The sequence below is a fragment of the Pseudonocardia sp. DxW genome, assembly GCF_058448985.1.
Map to the genome: position 1 here is coordinate 36,442 of NZ_JBZFLK010000009.1, position 17,660 is coordinate 54,101.

The window sequence follows — 17,660 nt, forward strand, 5'->3', positions numbered from 1 at the left end:
ATGCCCACTCCGGCGGCGCGGGACGCGCGGAACCCGCCGGTGTCCCGGTTAGACTCCGGCCCAGACCCGACAGCCGTGTCCCGGCGCGGGGCCGCATCCGGCCCCGGCCGCCGGGATGGCCGTCCGGCACCGAGAGCAGGTCGACGACCCCGCGACCCCCGGTGCAACGGCAGGCGCCGCCCGCTCCGGCGCCGCTCACGTACCTCACGTATGGAGTCTTCGATGACGCTCGCCCAGGACCGGCCCGGAACCACCGCCCCCGCGCGGGACGAGGTGTTCGGCGCGCACGAGGGCGGCAAGCTGGCGACCGGTCTGACCGCACCGCTGGCCGACGCCCGCGATCTGTCCATCGCCTACACGCCCGGGGTCGCGGACGTGTGCCGGGCGATCGCCGACGACGCGGCCCTGGCCGCCCGCTACACCTGGGCGCACCGGCTGGTCGCCGTGGTCAGCGACGGCACCGCGGTGCTCGGGCTCGGCGACATCGGCCCGCGCGCGTCGCTGCCGGTGATGGAGGGCAAGTCGGCGCTGTTCAAGTCGTTCGCCGGGCTGGACTCGATCCCGCTGGTGCTCGACACCACCGACGTCGACGAGATCGTCGAGACGCTGGTCCGGCTGCGGCCCACCTTCGGCGCGGTCAACCTGGAGGACGTCGCGGCGCCGCGCTGCTTCGAGCTGGAGCGCCGGCTGATCGAGGCGCTGGACTGCCCGGTGATGCACGACGACCAGCACGGCACCGCCGTGGTCCTGCTGGCGGCGCTGAACGGTGCCTGCCGGGTGCAGGACCGTGCGCTGCGCGACCTGCGGATCGTCATCTCCGGTGCGGGGGCCGCCGGGATCGCCTGCGCCCGGATCCTGCTCGCCGCCGGCGCGTCGGACGTGGTGCTGCTCGACTCCCGCGGGATCGTCGACGCCGCCCGCGGCGGGGTGAAGGCGGAGCTGGCCGCGGTGACGAACCCGCGCGCGGTGACCGGCGGGATCGCCGAGGCGCTCGCCGGTGCGGACGTCTTCGTCGGCCTGTCCAGCGCCACCCTGCCGGAGGAGCTGCTGGCCACGATGGCTCCGGAGGCGATGGTGTTCGCGCTGTCCAACCCCGATCCCGAGGTGCACCCGGACGTCGCCGCGCGGCACGCGGCGATCGTCGCGACCGGGCGCAGCGACTTCCCGAACCAGATCAACAACGTGCTGGCGTTCCCGGGGATCTTCCGCGGGGCGCTGGACGCGAACGCCCGGCGGATCACCGACCGCATGAAGGTGGCCGCGGCGACGGCGATCGCCGACGTGGTCGCCGACGAGCTGTCGCCGACCAGCATCGTCCCCGGGCCGTTCGATCCGCGGGTGGCGCCCGCGGTGGCGGCGGCCGTCGCCCGGGCCGCCGTCACCGGCGACGGGGCCCGCTGAACCGGCCGTCGGCACCGGGCAATCGGGTCACGCAGCGTGCACGTACGGTCGCTGCGCCGAACGGCACGCCCCGCTGTGAGCGGTTGTTCACTGTAGGTCAAGTTCATTGCCACCGCTCGCCGAACGGACGGATCCCTTCGGCGTGACCAAACACCCGGTCACCAACGCTGCGCCGGTGACGGGCCGGTCGGATTGGTCCGATTGGCGGCATTACCCGCTGTGCAGGGTCGCTCGATCGGGCTACCGGGGCGGATCGCCCGGCCCGGCATCTCGTTGAGCGGGTGGAGCTGCCGAACGGAACGGAGGCCGGCGTGGCCGAGGTGGAACCGCGGGCGGGACATCGTCCGGGTGGTGCGTCCCAGGATGTCGCCGGCGAACCGGGTGTCGACCCGGTCGAGCCGACATCCCGGACGACCCGCGACGCGGACCGGCCCGCCGGGCTGGCCGGTGACCTCGCACGGGCCTTCGCCGGCCCGGGCGGCGGCCGGGCCGGCCGGGTGCGCCCCGCGCCGGACCGCGGCCCGTACGCCGATCCCGCCGACGTGCCGGTCGCCGACGTGCCGGCCGCCGATCCCGGCCCGGGCCCGGATCCGGCCGCCCCGTTCGACGGGCCGGCCGGCACGGACGCCCCGGACGTCGCCGGCGCCGGGTTCGGTGAGCCGCCGTTCGGCAGGCCCCGCCCGACCCCGCGGCCCTCGCCCACCGCCCGCCGCCCGCAGCCGCCCGCCGCGGCCCCGGACGGCAGGCCCGACCCGGCCGACCACTCGGCGGTGCAGCTCCCGCCGTCGCCCGCGCTGCTCTGCGACGCCGCCGGGATCGTGCTGCACACCAACGCCGCGCTGCGCCGCCTCGCCGGGTCGGCCGACCCGACCGGGATGAAGCTGCCGCAGCTGCTGGTCGGCCCCGACTCCGACGCCCGCCTGGTCCGTGCCGACCGCAGGCTGGCCCGGGTGAAGGTGGTCCGCTGGCCGCAGCCGGGCAACCGGACCGTCGTGCTGCTCACCGCGTTCCCGGACGCGACGGCGGCCCCGTCCGACGAGGCGCCCGCGCTGGACCTGGAGCGCGCCACCCGGTCCGGCACCTGGACCTTCGACCTGCAGGCCGGCACGCTCACCCGCAGCGAGGGCCTGGTCGAGCTGTACCGCTCGCTGGGCGTGCGCCCCGACGGCGCCGACGGGCCGATCGAGGGCGAGCAGGTCGAGCGGGTCTGCCGGCTGCTGCGCCGCGGCCCGGAGGAGCTGTCGACCGCGAGCCGTCCCGCTCACTCGTCGGAGATCCGGCCCGAGGGCGGCGCGGTGCTGTCCTGCCGGACCCGGATCGACCGGACCCCCGGTGGCGCGCCGCTGCGGCTGATCGGCACCGTGCAGGACGTCACCGACCGGCGGCGCGCCGAGTCCCGCGCCCAGCGCTCCGGCCAGCGGTTCGCCGAGCTGGTCGCCACCATCACCACCGGCGTCGCGATGCTCGACGGCCGCGGCCGGATCGTCGACGCCAATCCGGCGCTGTGCCGGCTGCTCGACGCCGACCTGGAGACGCTGCGCGGCGTCCCGGCCCGCAGCCTGTCCGCGGAGCCGCAGTCCGGCGACCGCAACGGCCTGCCGGACTGGCTGCGCGCGCCGTCCGACCCGGAGTCGACCTACCGGATCGACTCGCTGCCGCTGCTGCGCGCCGACGGCACCCGGGTGGACTGCGAGGTCGTCGTCAACGCGGCCCCGTCCGACGACGGCAGGCCGTTCTGGCTGCTCGTGGTCACCGACGTGGGCGAGCGCCGGCGCGCCGCCGACGTGCTGCGCGAGGCGAACACCGTCGACCCGCTGACCCGGCTGCCGAACCGGGCGGGCCTGCTCGAGGTGGCCGACCGGGCGCTGGCCGGGCCGGACGCCGGACGGGTCGCGGTGGTCGTCGGCGACGTCGACGACTTCGCCCGGGTCAACACCGGCCTCGGGCACTCCGACGGCGACGCCCTGCTGGTCGAGCTCGCCGGCCGGCTGCAGCGCGATCTCCCGCCGCTGTGCACGGCGGGCCGGCTGTCCGCCGACGAGTTCGCCGTCGTCTGCTCCGACGTCGACGCCGCGGGTGGCCCGCAGGCGCTCGGCGCGACCGTCGCGGAGCTGCTGCGCGGCACCGTCACCGTCGGCGGGCGGCCGGTCACGCTGACCGCCTCGGTCGGGGTCGCCACCCCGGACGCGGTGCCCGCCGGGCCGCACCCGCCGCGCGGCGACGACCTGCTGCGCTCCGCCGAGGTCACCGTGCAGCAGGCCAAGCAGCGCGGCCGCGGCACCGTCGCGATCGCCGATCGCGGCACCGTCGGCCCGGCCTGCCGGCAGCTGGAGCTGGAGGCGGAGCTGCGCGCCGCCATCGAGTCCGACGCGCTGCGCCTGGAGTACCAGCCGGTCGTCGCGCCGGACGGCACCGTGCTGTCCGCCGAGGCGCTGCTGCGCTGGTCGCACCCGGTGCACGGGGAGGTCTCGCCGGGCGAGTTCCTGCCGGTCGCGCAGCGCAGCGGCCTGCAGCGCGATCTCGACCTGTGGGTGCTGCGCACCGCCGCCGCCGAGGCCGCCACCTGGCCGCGGCACGGCCAGCGGATCGCCGTCGCGGTGAACCTGGCCGGCCTGCTGCCCGCCGATCCGGCCTTCCTCGACGAGGTGACCGCCGTCGTCGAGTCCTCCGGGCTGGGCTGGGACCAGCTGGTCCTGGAGCTGGTCGAGACCAGCCTGGTCGCGCTGCCGCGCCCGGCGCTGGACGCGATGAGCGAGTTGGTGCGCCGCGGCGTCCGCTTCGCCGTCGACGACTTCGGCACCGGCTACTCCTCGCTGGCCCGGCTCAAGGAGCTGCCGGCGCAGACTGTCAAGGTGGACCGCGCCTTCGTCACCGGCGTCGGCACCGACCCGGCCGACTTCGCGCTGGCCCGCGCCGTCGTCGAGGTGGCCAGGGCGATGGGCCGCGCCACCGTCGCCGAGGGCGTCGAGACCGCCGAGCAGTTCCACGTGCTGCGCGGGCTCGGGGTGAACGCGTTCCAGGGCTGGCTGTTCGCCCGCTCGCTGCGCCCGGAGGACCTGCACCGGGTGCTGCGCGGTGGCGGGCTCCCGACCCCCGCCACCACCGGAACCCCGCCCGGCGGCACCCCGGGCGCCTGGTAGGCCGCCGGGAGCGGTCGCCGCTGTCGGTGGTCCGGGTTACCGTGCCCGCAACAGGCGGCTGCCGGCCGGGCGGCCGCCGGGGGCAGGGGGAGCCCGCGATGATCGAGTTCCGGGGCGTCACGAAGCGCTTTCCGGACGGGACGGTCGCCGTCGACGAGCTGGACCTGGTGGCCGAGCAGGGGCGGATCACGGTGTTCGTCGGGCCGTCCGGCTGCGGCAAGACCACCTCGCTACGGATGATCAACCGGATGGTCGAGCCGACCTCCGGCGAGCTCCGGGTCGACGGGCAGGACGTTCTGGCCGCCGATCCGGCCGAGCTGCGCCGCGGCATCGGCTACGTCATCCAGCAGGCCGGGCTGTTCCCGCACCGGACCGTGGTGGACAACATCGCGACCGTGCCGATGCTGCTGGGCACCGGCCGGCGGGCCGCCCGGGACCGGGCGATGGAGCTGATGGAGACGGTCGGCCTGGATACCGCGATGGCCGGCCGCTACCCGAGCCAGCTCTCCGGCGGCCAGCAGCAGCGGGTCGGTGTGGCCCGCGCGCTCGCCGCCGATCCGCCGGTGCTGCTGATGGACGAGCCGTTCTCCGCGGTCGACCCGGTGGTCCGGGAGAGTCTGCAGGAGGAGCTGCTGCGGTTGCAGTCCGAACTCGGAAAGACGATCGTGTTCGTCACCCACGACATCGACGAGGCGATCAAGCTGGGCGACCGGGTGGCGGTGTTCCGGGTCGGCGGCCGGCTCGCCCAGTACGACGAGCCGGGCGTGCTGCTGTCCCGCCCGGTCGACGACTTCGTCGACACCTTCGTCGGCCGCGACCGCGGCTACCGGGGCCTGGGCTTCCTCACCTCCGAGGCGATCCCGCTCGGCAGCCTCGACATGGTCTCGGTCGGCGACCCGCGGCCCGGCTCGGGCTGGGCGGTCGTGCTGGACGACACCGGCCGGCCGCTGGGCTGGGTCGAGGCGGGCGACGGCGTCGTCACCGAGGACGGGATCGTCCCCGGCGGCTCGCTGTACGCGGTCGGCTCCGGCTCGCTGCGCGGCGCGCTGGACGCGGCGCTGTCCTCGCCGTCCGGGCAGGGCGTCGCGGTCGACGCCGACGGCCGGGTCGCCGGGTCGGTGACCGCCGACGCGGTGCTGGCCGCGCTGCCCGCCGCCCGCGACGACTCCGCCGCGTAGGGACCGGGCATGGACTGGGTCTTCCGCAACTCCGCGCTGGTCCTGGAGCTGACCCGCGAGCACCTGGTGCTGTCGCTGGTCCCGGTGCTGATCGGGCTGCTGCTGGCGATCCCGCTCGGCTGGCTCGCCAATCGGCGGCCGTGGAGCCGGACGCTCACGCTGAACGCGGCGGGCTTCCTCTACACGCTGCCGTCGCTGGCGCTGTTCGTGTTCCTCCCGCCGATCATCGGCACCCGCATCCTCGACCCGGTCAACGTGATCGTCGCGCTGACCGTCTACGTGCTGGCGCTGCTGGTCCGCACGGTCGCCGACGGGCTCTCCGCGGTGCCGCACCGGATCGTCGACTCCGCGACGGCGATGGGCTACCGCCCGGTCCGCCGGTTCCTGGCCGTCGAGCTGCCGATGGCGGTCCCGGTGATCACGGCCGGCCTGCGGGTCGCCGCGGTCAGCGCGATCAGCCTGGTCACCGTCGGCTCGGTGATCGGCTTCGGTGGGCTGGGCAAGATGTTCACCGAGGGCTTCCAGCGGGAGATCCCGCAGCAGACGATCGCCGGGATCGTGCTGGTCCTGCTGCTGGCGCTGTTGGTCGACGGGCTGCTTGTGCTGCTCGGGCGGCTGCTCACCCCGTGGGAGCGAGCTCAGCAGCGGGTCCGGCAGGGGGCGGGACGATGAACTACCTCGGCTGGCTGTTCACCGGCGAGAACTGGACCGGGCCGGACGGCATCCTGGTCCGGCTCGCCGAGCACCTCGGCTACACCGCACTCACGATGCTGATCGCGATGGCGATCGCGCTGCCGTTGGGCGCCTGGATCGGGCACACCGGGCGGGGCGGCGTGATCGTCGTCGGGCTGGCGAACGCGCTGCGCGCGCTGCCCACCCTCGGCCTGCTTGTGCTGCTGTTCCTGCTGGTCGGACTGGGCCTGCTCGGCCCGCTGATCGCCCTGGTGATCATCGCGGTGCCACCGCTGCTCGCCGGGACCTACGCCGGCGTGCGCAACGTCGATCCGGCCGTGGTCGACGCCGCCCGCGGGATGGGCATGCGCGGCCCGGAGGTGCTGTGGAAGGTCGAGCTGCCGAACGCGCTGCCGCTGATCGTCGGCGGCGTCCGCAGCGCGACCCTGCAGGTGATCTCGACGGCCACCGTCGCCGCCTACGTGGGCATCGGCGGCCTCGGCCGGTTCATCATCGACGGCCTCGGCCAGCGCGACTTCGGCGCCATGATCGGCGGCTCGATTCTGGTGGCGGCGCTCGCGGTCGTCGCCGACCTGGTGCTCGGCGGGCTGCAGCGGCTGATCGTGTCGCCGGGCCTGCAGCAGCGGGCGGGGCCGAAGCGCGCACCACTGCGTCTGGTCCGGGGCGGGGAGGCGAGCGCGGCATGAGGAAGCAGCTACTGGCCGGCCTGCTGGTGGTGGCGTTCGCGCTGGCCGGCTGCGGCGGCGACCCGCTCGCCGGGGGCGCCGACACCGATCCGGACGTGATCGCCATCGGCTCCGGCAACTTCACCGAGTCCCAGCTGCTCGCCGAGGTCTACGCGCTCGCGCTGCGCGACGCCGGGGTGCAGGTCGAGAACCCGGTCGCGATCGGCTCCCGGGAGGCGTACTTCCCGGCCCTGCAGGACGGCTCGGTCGACCTGATCCCGGACTACTCCGGGGCGCTGCTGACCTACCTCGACCAGGAGGCGACCGCCGTCGAACCGGACGACGTGTACACCGCGCTGCAGGGGGCGCTGCCGGCCGGGCTGGTGCTCGGCGAGCGGTCCGAGGCGGAGAACAAGGACGCCGTCGTCGTCACCCGGGAGACCGCCGATCGGCTCGGCCTGCGCACCATCGCCGATCTCGCCCCGCACTGCCCGGAGCTGACCTTCGGCGGCGGCCCGGAGTTCCAGACCCGGCCCGACGGCATCCCCGGCCTGGCCCGCAACTACGGCTGCGCGTTCGCCGACTACCGCTCGCTGGACTCCGGCGGGGTGCTCACCGTCGCCGCGCTGGGCAGCGACGCGGTGCAGGCCGCCAACCTGTTCACCACCGATCCGGCCCTCGAGCAGAACGACTTCGTGCCGCTCGCCGATCCGGCCGAGAACTTCTCGGCACAGAACGTGGTGCCGGTGCTCGCCGAGCGGAAGGCTGCACCGCAGGTCCGCGCCGTGCTGGACCGGATCTCCGCCGCGCTGTCCACCGAGGAGCTGCTCGCGATGAACGTCGAGGCCGCCGGCCCGGACAAGCCCGCCCTGCGCACCGTCGCCGCCGACTGGCTGGAGCGCAAGCAGATCACCGGAGGTGGGGCGTGAACGTCCTGGCCCTGTACCGCTACCCGGTGAAGTCCATGCTCGGTGAGGAGCTGGACGCGTTCGAGCTGGACGGCGCCGGCGTCGTCGGTGACCGGGAGTTCGCCCTGCTCGACGCCGGCGACGGCCGGGTCGCGACGGCGAAGCAGCCGCGGCACTGGCGGGCGCTGCTGCAGTGCCGCTCCACCGGCAGCGGCCCCGCGGCGCAGGTGACCCTGCCCGACGGCCGCACGCTGCCCGCCGCGTCGGCGGCCGGACCGCTGTCCGAGCTGCTGGGCAGGCAGGTCGTGGTCAGCGGGGCGCGCCCGGACGGCGCCGTCGTCGAACGGCCGGACGCCGAGGCCGTGCTCGCCACCGGCCTGGACGCCGAGATCGACGCGCCGCTGCTGGAGATCGCCCAGGGCACCGAGGGCGGCCGCTTCGTCGACCACTCGCCGGTGCACCTGATCAGCACGGCCACGCTCCACGCGCTCGGCGTGGACGCGCTGCGCTACCGGCCCAACATCGTCGTCGCCACCCCGGCGGGCACCCCGGCGTTCGTCGAGAACGACTGGCTCGGCCGGACCGTCACGATCGGCGGCGTCACCCTGGTGCCGACGCTGCCCACCCCGCGCTGCGTGGTGCCGACCCTGGAGCACGGCGACACCCCGCGCGCACCGGAGGCGCTGCGCGGCCCGGCGCAGCGCAACCGGGTCGAGGTCGAGGGCTTCGGCGTGCTGCCGTGCGCCGGGTGCTACGCCCGGGTCGAGGTGCCCGGCACCGTCCGCCGCGGGGACGCGGTGCAGGTCACCGCCTCCTGAGGGCCGGCCGGCCGTACCGTTGGCGGCAGCGCCGGCATCGCCCGACGAGCGGTGGCGTGTCGCGGACGGCCGCCTCACCATGGTGGAGACCGACCGGCGATAGATTCGGCGCACACCCGCGGCCGGTTCCCCGGCCGCCGGACGACGCACGCGCGGGAGAGGGCGGAATGGCGAACATCGACGAGATCCGGGCCGGTATCGGGGCGGCGAACCAGCGGGCCACCGAGAGCCTGGGCGCGTTGCGCCACGTCCGGAACGCGATCGAGGAGGCGGGCGCGGCGTTGTCCCAGCAGACCTACGGCACCGCCCAGCAGGACGCGGAGCAGGCCCGCGCGCTGTTCGCGGCCGCCGCCGCGAAGGTCGACGAGGTCGAGCAGGCCGTGCACGTCGCGATGAACGCCGCCGACGACATCACCGCCCGGCTGTGAGGGACGCGGTTCCCGTCCGCGTCGTCCGGGCCTGAGCGCGATGGTGGGACGACGGGGGCGGCGTGACCGCGTCCGCGCCGCGTTCGACCGGTTCCACATGGCGGCCTCGGTCGCGCTGGGCGCCGCCGAGGTGCGCCGGGACCGGGCGGTCCGCGCGCACGCCGAGACGATGGCCGAGCTGTGGCTGCGCGAGACCGGGTACGACGCCGCGCAGCGCGATCCCGCCCTGCGCGCGGTACTGGACAACCCGACGCTGGCCGGCGCCGTCGCCCGGGTCGCCGAGGACCGCGCGCACGCCTTCGACGGCTGGCAGGGCGGTTCGCCGGAGCTGCTGTCCCGGATCGTCGCCGACGCCGCACCCGGCGCGGCGGGGGAGGACCCGCGGAGCTGGCCGCCAGGGGCGGGCGAGACCGAGGGCACCGGACCGGTGCCCGCGATGTGGCAGCTCGGCACCGGATCGGTCGAGGGCGGCGCGCCGTTCCGGGTCGGCGTGCCGCTGCTCGACGGCGCCCACCTGCAGATCAGCTCGACCCCGGGCACCCGGGAGCACGCGGAGTCGATGGTCGAGACGCTGCTGCTGCGGGTGCTGCGCTACTTCCGGCCCGGCGTCGTCGGCGTGCACGTGTGGGACGTCGGCCAGCTCGCCGGCGCGCTTCCCGGCCTCTACCCGCTGACCCGCACCGGTCTGCTCACGGTGCACGACCCGACCCGGCTGGAGCCGCTGCTCGACCAGCTCGCCGACCGGATCCGCCGGGTGCAGACCCGGGTGCTCGCCGCCGGCTACTCCTCGCTGCGCGAGCTGGCCGAGCGCGGCGACGAGCGGCCCGAGCCGTGGCTGGTCGCGGTGCTCGCCGGGAACGGCACCCCGCTGCCCGAGGACCAGCACCGGCAGCTGCAGCGGGTGGCCCGCGGCGGGATCGCCGCCGGGGTGGTGCTGGTGCTGCTCGACGTCCCGGTGGCGCTGCGCAACCCGGTCGAGTCCGTCGAGTTCAGCGGGACCGGCGGGAACGGGAGGGGCGACGACCCGGTGGTCGCACGCACCTCGCTGACCGGGCCGCACGTCGTCGTCGAACCGGATCCGGCGCTGCCCGCCGATCTGGTGACCGACACCTGTCACAGGCTCGCCGACGCGCACGAGGCGTGGCGCGGGCGGCTCGGCGCGTTCGCCGACCTGCTCCCGCCGGTGGACCGGCGCGGCCGCGCCAACTCCCGGGACGGGCTGTACGCGCCGGTCGGGTACGAGGACGGCATCCCGGCCGGGCTGTCCCTCGACGACCACTCGCCGCACGCGCTGGTCGGCGGCCCGAGCGGCTCCGGGAAGACGAACCTGCTGCTCGCCTGGATCTCCGCGCTCGCCGCCCGCTACCCGCCGGACGAGCTGGAGCTCTACCTGCTCGACTTCAAGGAGGGCGTGTCGTTCGCCCAGTTCGCCCCCGATCCGGAGGGCAACCGAGCGGGCTGGCTCCCGCAGGCCCGGCTGATCGGCGTCAACATCAACACCGACCGCGAGTTCGGGCTCGCCCTGCTCCGGCACCTGGCCGAGACCATGCGGGTGCGGGCCGAGCAGGCCCGCCGGCACGGCGCCACCAAGCTCGCCGAGCTGCGCGACGAGCTCGCCGAACGCGGCGTCACCGGCGCCGCGGCCCGGCTCCCGCGGATCGTCGCGGTGATCGACGAGTTCCAGTTCCTGTTCAGCGGCCGCGACGCGGTCACCGCCGAGGCGACCGCGCTGCTCGAGGACGTCGCCCGGCGCGGCCGCTCGCAGGGCGTGCACCTGGTGCTGGCCAGCCAGGACGTCTCCGGGATCGAGGCGTTCTGGGGCCGTCCGGCGATCTTCGAGCAGTTCGTGCTGCGGCTCGCGCTGCCGCGCGCCCGGCGGGTGCTGGCGCTGGAGAACGAGCTGCCGATGACGATCCCGCGCTGGCACGCCGTGGTGAACCACGACTCCGGCGTCGTGCACGGCAACCAGGTCGTGCGGGTCCCGGAGGCCGGCGGGCCGCTGGTCCGCGAGGTGCAGGACGCCGCGTTCGCCGCGCACCCGCCGGACCGCGAACCGGTGGTGTTCGACGGCGCCCGCGCCCCCTCGCACAAGGCGCTGGTCGCGACGCTGCCCCTCGACGGGCCGCCGCGTGCGCTGCTCGGTCAGTACGTCGACATCGACGGGACGCCGGCCGCCGTCGAGCTGGGGGACTCGCCGGGCCGCAACATCGGCGTGATCGGGCCGGACGCGACGGTCGCCGGCCCGCTGCTGTGCTCGGCCGCCGACGCGCTCGCCGGCCAGCTCGTCCGGCGTGACGACCGCACCCGGTTCGTGCTGTTCCCGCTGGTCTCCGAGGCCGTCGGGTACGCCGCTGAGCTCGCCGGGCGGATGCCGGCGCCGTCCGAGACGGTCCCGGCCGCCGACGTCGCGACCCGGATCGCCGCGCTCGCCGCCGAGGTCAGGGCCCGTTCCGGCGACGGCACCGGCGACCATCCGCCGCTGGTGCCGGTGCTGTTCGGCGCGGACGCCGCCGAGTCGCTGCTCAGCCTGGGCGGCACCGAGGAGCTGCGCACCGTGCTGCGGCACGGCCCGGCGGCCGGGGTGCACCTGCTCGGCTGGTGGCGCGGGGCGCAACGGCTCAAGGCACTGCTGTCCCCGCCCGGCGCGACCGTCGACGACCTGGGCGTGTGGATCGCGACCGGGGTGCAGGGCGCCGATCTCGGCCCGCTGGTGGGCGGGCCGCCGCCGGAGTGGCAGCCGTCCCGGGGGCGCGGCCTGCTGCTGGACCGGGCCCGGCGGTCGCGCCCGGAGCTGGTGATCCTCGCCGAGTGGGGGGACGACGGATGAGCGACGCCGTCGAGCGCTACCGGGAGGTCGTCGCGGGTCTCGCCGACGCGGTGGGGGAGCTGCGCGCCCGGGACGCCGCGCGCGCCGAGGAGCTCCGCCGCGAGCTGCGCGAACGCGACCGCGAGCTGGTCCGGGCCACCGAGCGGGTCACCCTCGGGCGCGGCATGTTCGAGCTGCGCTGGGAGGCCGCACTGCAGGTGCTGTGGTCGGTGGAGGAGCCCGGCAAGCCGCGGCCGCGGCCGGACCGGCGGGCCGATCCGGCCCGGCACGACGAGCTGGAGCGGGCCGCCGACGACGCCCTGGAGGAGCTGCGTGCCTCCGGCGACCGCCGGCTGTTCCGGCTCCGCCGCAACGACTGACCCCGCCTCGCGCACCGCCCCGACGCGCAGACATCGCACCGCGCCACTCACCGAGATGCAGCTGATCGGGCCGTGGAGATCGACATTTCCCGCTGAGCCGCATCTCGGCGCGTGGCGCGGTGCGAGGTGGCATGCCACGCGCTGCCCGCGGGTCACTCGTCGTCGGCGTCGTCCCGGGCGAGGAAGCTGGACAGCCGCTCGACGGCCGTCTCGAACTGGGGGTTCAGGTCCACGAAGGCCCGCAGCCGGTCGGCGAGCCACTCGACGCTGACCTGCTCGTCGCCCCGCCGGTCGACGAGCTCCTCGATGCCGCGGTCGGTGAAGTACACGCCGGTCAGGGTAGACGCCTGCGGCCGGGCACGGAGCACCGTGCCCGGCCGCCGGGGAGTGGATCAGGCCTTCGCGAAGGCCTTGTCGATCAGCTCGGCCTGCTCGACCTCGTGCACCTTCGACGAGCCGGCGGCCGGGGCCGCCATCCGCCGCCGGGACACCCGGGTGAACCGGCCCTGCAGCTGCGGGAGCTTCTGGGGCAGCTCCAGGCCGTAGTACGGCCAGGAACCCTGGTTGGCAGGCTCCTCCTGGACCCAGCGGATGTCGCCGGCCTCGGGGTAGCGCTCCAGCGTCTCGGCGATCTGGTCGGTCGGCATCGGGTAGAGCTGCTCGACCCGCACCAGCGCGACGCCGTCGACCGAGGAGTCGCCGTTCTTGCGCCGCTTGTCGCGGGCGGCGGCCAGCTCCCAGTAGATCTTGCCGCTGCAGAACAGGACGCGATCGACGTCGGTGACCGGCCCGCTCTTCGTGCGGTGCTCCGGGTCGTCGATGACCGGCCGGAACCGGCCGTCGGTGAAGTCGGACAGCGGGCTGACGACCTGCTTGGCGCGCAGCATCCACTTCGGCGTGAAGACCACCAGCGGCCGGCGCACCCCGTCGAGGGTGTGCTGGCGGAGCAGGTGGAAGTAGTTCGCCGGCTCGGACGGCAGCGCGACCGTCATCGAGCCCTCGGCGCACAGCTGCAGGAACCGCTCGATGCGGCCGGAGCTGTGGTCGGGGCCCTGGCCCTCGAGGCCGTGCGGGAGCAGCAGCGCGACGTCGGACAGCTGGCCCCACTTCGCCTCACCGGACGAGATGAACTCGTCGATGATCGACTGGGCGCCGTTGACGAAGTCGCCGAACTGGCCCTCCCACATGACGAGCGCCTCGGGGTTGGCGACCGAGTAGCCGTACTCGAAGCCGACGGCCGCGAACTCCGACAGCGCCGAGTCGTAGGGCAGGAAGCGGCCCTGCTCCTCGGCCAGGTTGCGCAGCGGGAAGTACTCGGCACCGGTCTTGCGGTCGATCAGCACCGAGTGCCGCTGCACGAAGGTGCCGCGCCGCGAGTCCTGGCCGGAGAGCCGGATCAGCCGGCCGTCGACGGCGAGCGAGCCCATCGCCAGCAGCTCGGCGAAGGCCCAGTCGACGTCGCCCTCGCGGGACATCTTCTCGCGCTTCTTGAGCACCGGCTCGACCCGTTTGTGCACCGAGAACCCCTCCGGGAGGTTCGTGTGCACGTCGCCGATCCGGTGGATGATCTCCAGCGGGATCGAGGTGTCCAGGTCGGACGGGACCTGCTGCACGTCCTCGATCGACGGCGAGATGACCGGCGGCGTCTTCTCCAGCTCGCGCACCTCGTTGAAGACGTGCTCGAGCTGGTTGGAGAAGTCCTTGAGGGCCTGCTCCGCCTCGTCCATGGTGATGTCGCCGCGGCCGATCAGCGACTCGGTGTAGATCTTCCGGACGCTGCGCTTGGCGTCGATGATGTCGTACATCGACGGCTGGGTCATCGAGGGGTCGTCGCCCTCGTTGTGGCCCCGGCGCCGGTAGCAGATCATGTCGATCACGACGTCGTTGTTCCAGCGCTGCCGGTACTCGACGGCCAGCTTGGCGACCCAGACGCAGGCCTCCGGGTCGTCGCCGTTCACGTGGAAGACCGGGGCGCCGATCATCTTCGCGACGTCGGTGCAGTACTGCGAGGAGCGCGAGTGCTCCGGCGCGGTGGTGAAGCCGACCTGGTTGTTGACCACGACGTGCACGGTGCCGCCGGTGCGGTAGCCGCGCAGCAGCGCCAGGTTCAGGGTCTCGGCGACCACGCCCTGGCCGGCGAACGCGGCGTCGCCGTGCATCAGCACGGGCAGCACGGTGAAGCCGCCGTCGCCCTTGTCGAGCAGGTCCTGCTTGGCCCGGACGATGCCCTCGAGCACCGGGTCGACGGCCTCCAGGTGGGACGGGTTCGCGGTCAGCGACACGGTCGTCTCGCCGTCGCCGAACATCCGGAAGTACTTGCCCTCGGCGCCGAGGTGGTACTTCACGTCGCCGGAGCCGTGCGCCTGGCCCGGGTCGAGGTTGCCCTCGAACTCGCGGAAGATCTGGCTGATCGGCTTGCCGACGATGTTGGCGAGCACGTTGAGCCGGCCGCGGTGCGGCATGCCGATGACGACCTCGTCGAGCTCGTTCTCGGCGGACTTGTCGAGCACCGCGTCCAGCAGCGGGATGACGGTCTCGCCGCCCTCCAGCGAGAACCGCTTCTGCCCGACGTACTTGGTCTGCAGGAAGGTCTCGAACGCCTCGGCGGCGTTGAGCCGGGAGAGGATGTACTTCTGCTCGCTCGCCTCCGGCTTGACGTGCGGGACCTCGATCCGCTCCTCGAGCCACTTGCGCTGCTCGGGATCGGCGATGTGCATGTACTCGGTGCCGATGGTGCGGCAGTACGAGGCGCGCAGCAGGCCGAGCACGTCGCGCAGCTTCATGTGGCTCTGCCCGCCGAACCCGCCGACCGCGAAGTCGCGGTCGAGGTCCCACAGGGTCAGGCCGTGGCTGAGCACGTCCAGGTCGGGGTGCCGGCGCTGCCGGTAGTTGAGCGGGTCGGTGTCGGCCATCAGGTGGCCGCGGGTGCGGTAGGACTCGATCAGCTCGAGCACCCGGGCGGTCTTGTCGACCTCGCCCTCGGGGAAGTCCTGGACCCAGCGGATCGGCTCGTAGGGCACCCGCAGCGAGGCGAAGACCTCGTCGTAGAAGTCGCTCTCGCCGAGCAGGAGCTGGTGCACCCGGCGCAGGAAGTCGCCGGACTCGGCGCCCTGGATGATCCGGTGGTCGTAGGTCGACGTCAGCGTGATGATCTTGCTGACGCCGAACTCGGCGAGCCGCTCCTCGGAGGCGCCCTGGAAGGCGGCCGGGTACTCCATCGCACCGACGCCGATGATCGCGCCCTGGCCGACGGTCAGCCGCGGCACCGAGTGGTTGGTGCCCAGCGTGCCCGGGTTGGTCAGGCTGATCGTGGTGCCGGAGAAGTCCTCGGCGGTCAGCTTGCCCTCGCGTGCCTTGCGGACCATGCCCTCGTAGGCCGCCCAGAACTGGGCGAACGACATGTTCTCGCAGCCCTTGATCGAGACGACGATCAGCGAGCGGCTGCCGTCCTTGGCCGGCATGTCCATCGCCAGGCCGAGGTTGACGTGCTCGGGGCTGACCACGGTCGGCTTGCCGTCGGTCTCGGCGAAGTGCCGGTTCATGTTCGGGAAGTCGGCGAGCGCCTTGACCAGCGCGTAGCCGATCAGGTGGGTGAACGACAGCTTCCCGCCGCGGGTCCGCTTCAGGTGGTTGTTGATGACGATGCGGTTGTCCGCCAGCAGCTTGGCCGGGACCGCTCGGACACTCGTCGCGGTCGGCAGCTGCAGCGACGCGGTCATGTTCTTGGCGATGGCGTTCGCGGCACCGCGCAGCGGGGTGGTGGTCGCGCCACCCCCGTCCTGTGCGGGCTTCGCGGCCTTCGAGCCGCTGCTGCCCGCGGCCGGCTTCGCCGCCCCGTTGGACGAGGGCGAGCTCGCCGTGCGCAGCCGCTCCTCGGCGGGCGGCGGCTCGGCCTTCGGCGTGACCGGTGGGGGCACGTCGCGCGAGCGGGAGGCCCGCCCGGTCTCGGTGGCCCCGTTGCGGACGGCCTTCTGGGCGGGTGCCGACGCGGTGTCGTCGCCCTCGTCGTCCTCGGTGGCGGAGCCGCGGGTCACCCCGCCGGGGTTCGCCTTCGGTGCGGCACCGTTGGACGCGGTGTCGGTCGCGCCGGAGCCGTCGGCGGACTCACCGGGGCCCTGGCGCTGCTCACCGTCCTTGCCGTAGTCGGCGAAGAACTCGTGCCAGGCCGGGTCCACGGCCGACGGGTCCTCCTGGAAGCGCTGGTACATCTCCTCGACGAGCCACTCGTTGGGACCGAAATCGCCCGCCGGATGGGAGGTACTGCTCGATGACACTCTGCGTCAACCGCCTTGTTAGCTGCTCGATTTGTCGCGACCGGGTACCAGGTTAGTCCCCTTCGCGCGAGCCGTGGCAGTGCGCCGGGTCGCACTTCGTGATCGTTTCGTGATCGTTCCCTGCGGAACCGGTTCAGGAGCCGATTCAGAAGCCGGGCGGGGACCCCAGGACGTCGACCACCGAGGTCTGCACGGCGGCCTCGGCGACGACCGTGCCGACCGGCGGCCCGACCCGCGCGACCCGGCGGACGGTGTCGCGCTCACCTGCGTACTGACCGTCCACCGGGGAGATCAGCAGCTCGGTGCGGACCGGGCCGTCGTCGTGCACGAGCGCGGGATGCCGCTCGCCGTCGAGGTTCACGGCCTCGCCGACCTCGACCGCGGGCAGCGTGCGCAGTGCGGCGTAGATCACCGATCGCAGCGGCGCGGGCACCCGGCAGGTGCGCAGCGCGTCGACCGCGCTGGGGAACGGGCCGGTGTAGCCGCGGCCGGGCGGGCTGTCCTCGATCAGCCGCCGGAGCATCGCGGCCGGGTCCTGCGGCAGGGTGGCCAGGAACTCCGGGGTCGGGTTCGACCAGGAGCCGGGTCGGGCGGTCGGCCGGTTGCCGTGCAGCTCGGCGTAGAAGTCGCCGTGCGGGGCGCGGAACCGCCCGGTGGGCCAGGCGTCGGCGATCCGGAAGCCGCTCTCGACCGCGGCCGCGCCGTCGCCGGACAGCCACCGCACCTGGCCGGTGAGCTCGCGGTCGAGCAGCCAGTCGGCGTGCGGGTCCACCGGCGTCCACTGCTGGAGGAGGTGCTCGGAGTAGTGCACGCACAGCTCGTCGCCGGCGAACCAGGTGCCCATCCACCAGGCGTGCGTCGCGGTGTGGCGGTACTGCCCGGGGGAGATCGGCTCGTCGGAGGTCCGGATGGCCAGCTCCAGCAAGTCGCTCCTCCTCGATGTCACTGAGGTCGATGTCGCCGCGGTCG

13 protein-coding genes are annotated in these 17,660 nt (G+C 74.3%); 10 read left to right on the plus strand and 3 right to left on the minus strand.

The window, feature by feature from the left end:
• Window positions 1-222: 222 nt before the first annotated feature.
• The 10 genes from ACVJO7_RS15625 to ACVJO7_RS15670 all read left to right on the plus strand — a co-directional run bounded on the left by ACVJO7_RS15625 (window position 223) and on the right by ACVJO7_RS15670 (window position 12,417).
• Entirely contained in the window at window positions 223-1,401 is a 1,179-nt protein-coding gene (locus ACVJO7_RS15625) for an NAD(P)-dependent malic enzyme (RefSeq protein ID WP_491673477.1), read from the plus strand.
• A 311-nt stretch (window positions 1,402-1,712) separates the two neighbouring features.
• The gene (locus ACVJO7_RS15630; RefSeq protein WP_344029678.1) at window positions 1,713-4,541 is read left to right on the plus strand and encodes a putative bifunctional diguanylate cyclase/phosphodiesterase; all 2,829 of its coding nucleotides are present in this window, start codon (window positions 1,713-1,715) and stop codon (window positions 4,539-4,541) included.
• A gap of 98 nt (window positions 4,542-4,639) precedes the next feature.
• Window positions 4,640-5,719, plus strand: coding sequence for an ABC transporter ATP-binding protein (locus tag ACVJO7_RS15635; RefSeq protein WP_491673478.1), 1,080 nt, complete (start codon window positions 4,640-4,642; stop codon window positions 5,717-5,719).
• Between the two features lie 9 nt (window positions 5,720-5,728).
• Window positions 5,729-6,391, plus strand: a complete 663-nt coding sequence (locus tag ACVJO7_RS15640) for an ABC transporter permease (protein ID WP_491673479.1) — start codon at window positions 5,729-5,731, stop codon at window positions 6,389-6,391.
• The gene (locus tag ACVJO7_RS15645) at window positions 6,388-7,098 is read left to right on the plus strand and encodes an ABC transporter permease (protein ID WP_491673480.1); all 711 of its coding nucleotides are present in this window, start codon (window positions 6,388-6,390) and stop codon (window positions 7,096-7,098) included. The genes ACVJO7_RS15640 and ACVJO7_RS15645 overlap by 4 nt, the downstream gene beginning before the upstream one ends.
• Window positions 7,095-8,006, plus strand: a complete 912-nt coding sequence (locus ACVJO7_RS15650; RefSeq protein ID WP_491673481.1) for an ABC transporter substrate-binding protein — start codon at window positions 7,095-7,097, stop codon at window positions 8,004-8,006. The genes ACVJO7_RS15645 and ACVJO7_RS15650 overlap by 4 nt, the downstream gene beginning before the upstream one ends.
• Window positions 8,003-8,803 carry an MOSC domain-containing protein gene (locus ACVJO7_RS15655; RefSeq protein ID WP_491673482.1) on the plus strand — a complete coding sequence of 267 codons (801 nt, stop codon included), beginning with the start codon at window positions 8,003-8,005 and terminating at the stop codon, window positions 8,801-8,803. Before ACVJO7_RS15650 ends, ACVJO7_RS15655 begins: the two co-directional genes overlap by 4 nt.
• Before the next feature lie 167 nt (window positions 8,804-8,970).
• A complete protein-coding gene (locus tag ACVJO7_RS15660; RefSeq protein WP_344029695.1) occupies window positions 8,971-9,231 on the plus strand; it encodes a hypothetical protein in 261 nt (86 codons plus the stop codon).
• Window positions 9,232-9,271: 40 nt separating this feature from the next.
• The gene (locus tag ACVJO7_RS15665) at window positions 9,272-12,058 is read left to right on the plus strand and encodes an FtsK/SpoIIIE domain-containing protein (RefSeq protein WP_491673483.1); all 2,787 of its coding nucleotides are present in this window, start codon (window positions 9,272-9,274) and stop codon (window positions 12,056-12,058) included.
• Entirely contained in the window at window positions 12,055-12,417 is a 363-nt protein-coding gene (locus ACVJO7_RS15670) for a hypothetical protein (protein ID WP_344029701.1), read from the plus strand. The genes ACVJO7_RS15665 and ACVJO7_RS15670 overlap by 4 nt, the downstream gene beginning before the upstream one ends.
• Window positions 12,418-12,569: 152 nt before the next feature.
• On the opposite strand, the gene ACVJO7_RS15675 is transcribed toward ACVJO7_RS15670, so the two are convergent.
• From ACVJO7_RS15675 to ACVJO7_RS15685, 3 genes are all read right to left on the minus strand, one after another.
• The gene (locus tag ACVJO7_RS15675) at window positions 12,570-12,746 is read right to left on the minus strand and encodes a DUF6104 family protein (protein WP_093340837.1); all 177 of its coding nucleotides are present in this window, start codon (window positions 12,744-12,746) and stop codon (window positions 12,570-12,572) included.
• Between the two features lie 63 nt (window positions 12,747-12,809).
• Window positions 12,810-16,625, minus strand: a complete 3,816-nt coding sequence (locus tag ACVJO7_RS15680; protein ID WP_425563693.1) for a multifunctional oxoglutarate decarboxylase/oxoglutarate dehydrogenase thiamine pyrophosphate-binding subunit/dihydrolipoyllysine-residue succinyltransferase subunit — start codon at window positions 16,623-16,625, stop codon at window positions 12,810-12,812.
• A gap of 211 nt (window positions 16,626-16,836) precedes the next feature.
• Window positions 16,837-17,616, minus strand: coding sequence for a hypothetical protein (locus tag ACVJO7_RS15685; RefSeq protein ID WP_344029707.1), 780 nt, complete (start codon window positions 17,614-17,616; stop codon window positions 16,837-16,839).
• Window positions 17,617-17,660: the final 44 nt, after the last annotated feature.

Excerpts from the sequence above, each read along its gene's own strand:
- ACVJO7_RS15640 (WP_491673479.1), top strand. The coding sequence starts at position 5,729 with ATGGACTGGGTCTTCCGCAACTCCGCGCTGGTCCTGGAGCTGACCCGC.
- ACVJO7_RS15680 (WP_425563693.1), bottom strand. The coding sequence starts at position 16,625 with ATGTACCAGCGCTTCCAGGAGGACCCGTCGGCCGTGGACCCGGCCTGG.
- ACVJO7_RS15635 (WP_491673478.1), top strand. The coding sequence starts at position 4,640 with ATGATCGAGTTCCGGGGCGTCACGAAGCGCTTTCCGGACGGGACGGTC.
- ACVJO7_RS15645 (WP_491673480.1), top strand. The coding sequence starts at position 6,388 with ATGAACTACCTCGGCTGGCTGTTCACCGGCGAGAACTGGACCGGGCCG.
- ACVJO7_RS15650 (WP_491673481.1), top strand. The coding sequence starts at position 7,095 with ATGAGGAAGCAGCTACTGGCCGGCCTGCTGGTGGTGGCGTTCGCGCTG.
- ACVJO7_RS15660 (WP_344029695.1), top strand. The coding sequence starts at position 8,971 with ATGGCGAACATCGACGAGATCCGGGCCGGTATCGGGGCGGCGAACCAG.
- ACVJO7_RS15665 (WP_491673483.1), top strand. The coding sequence starts at position 9,272 with ATGGTGGGACGACGGGGGCGGCGTGACCGCGTCCGCGCCGCGTTCGAC.
- ACVJO7_RS15625 (WP_491673477.1), top strand. The coding sequence starts at position 223 with ATGACGCTCGCCCAGGACCGGCCCGGAACCACCGCCCCCGCGCGGGAC.
- ACVJO7_RS15670 (WP_344029701.1), top strand. The coding sequence starts at position 12,055 with ATGAGCGACGCCGTCGAGCGCTACCGGGAGGTCGTCGCGGGTCTCGCC.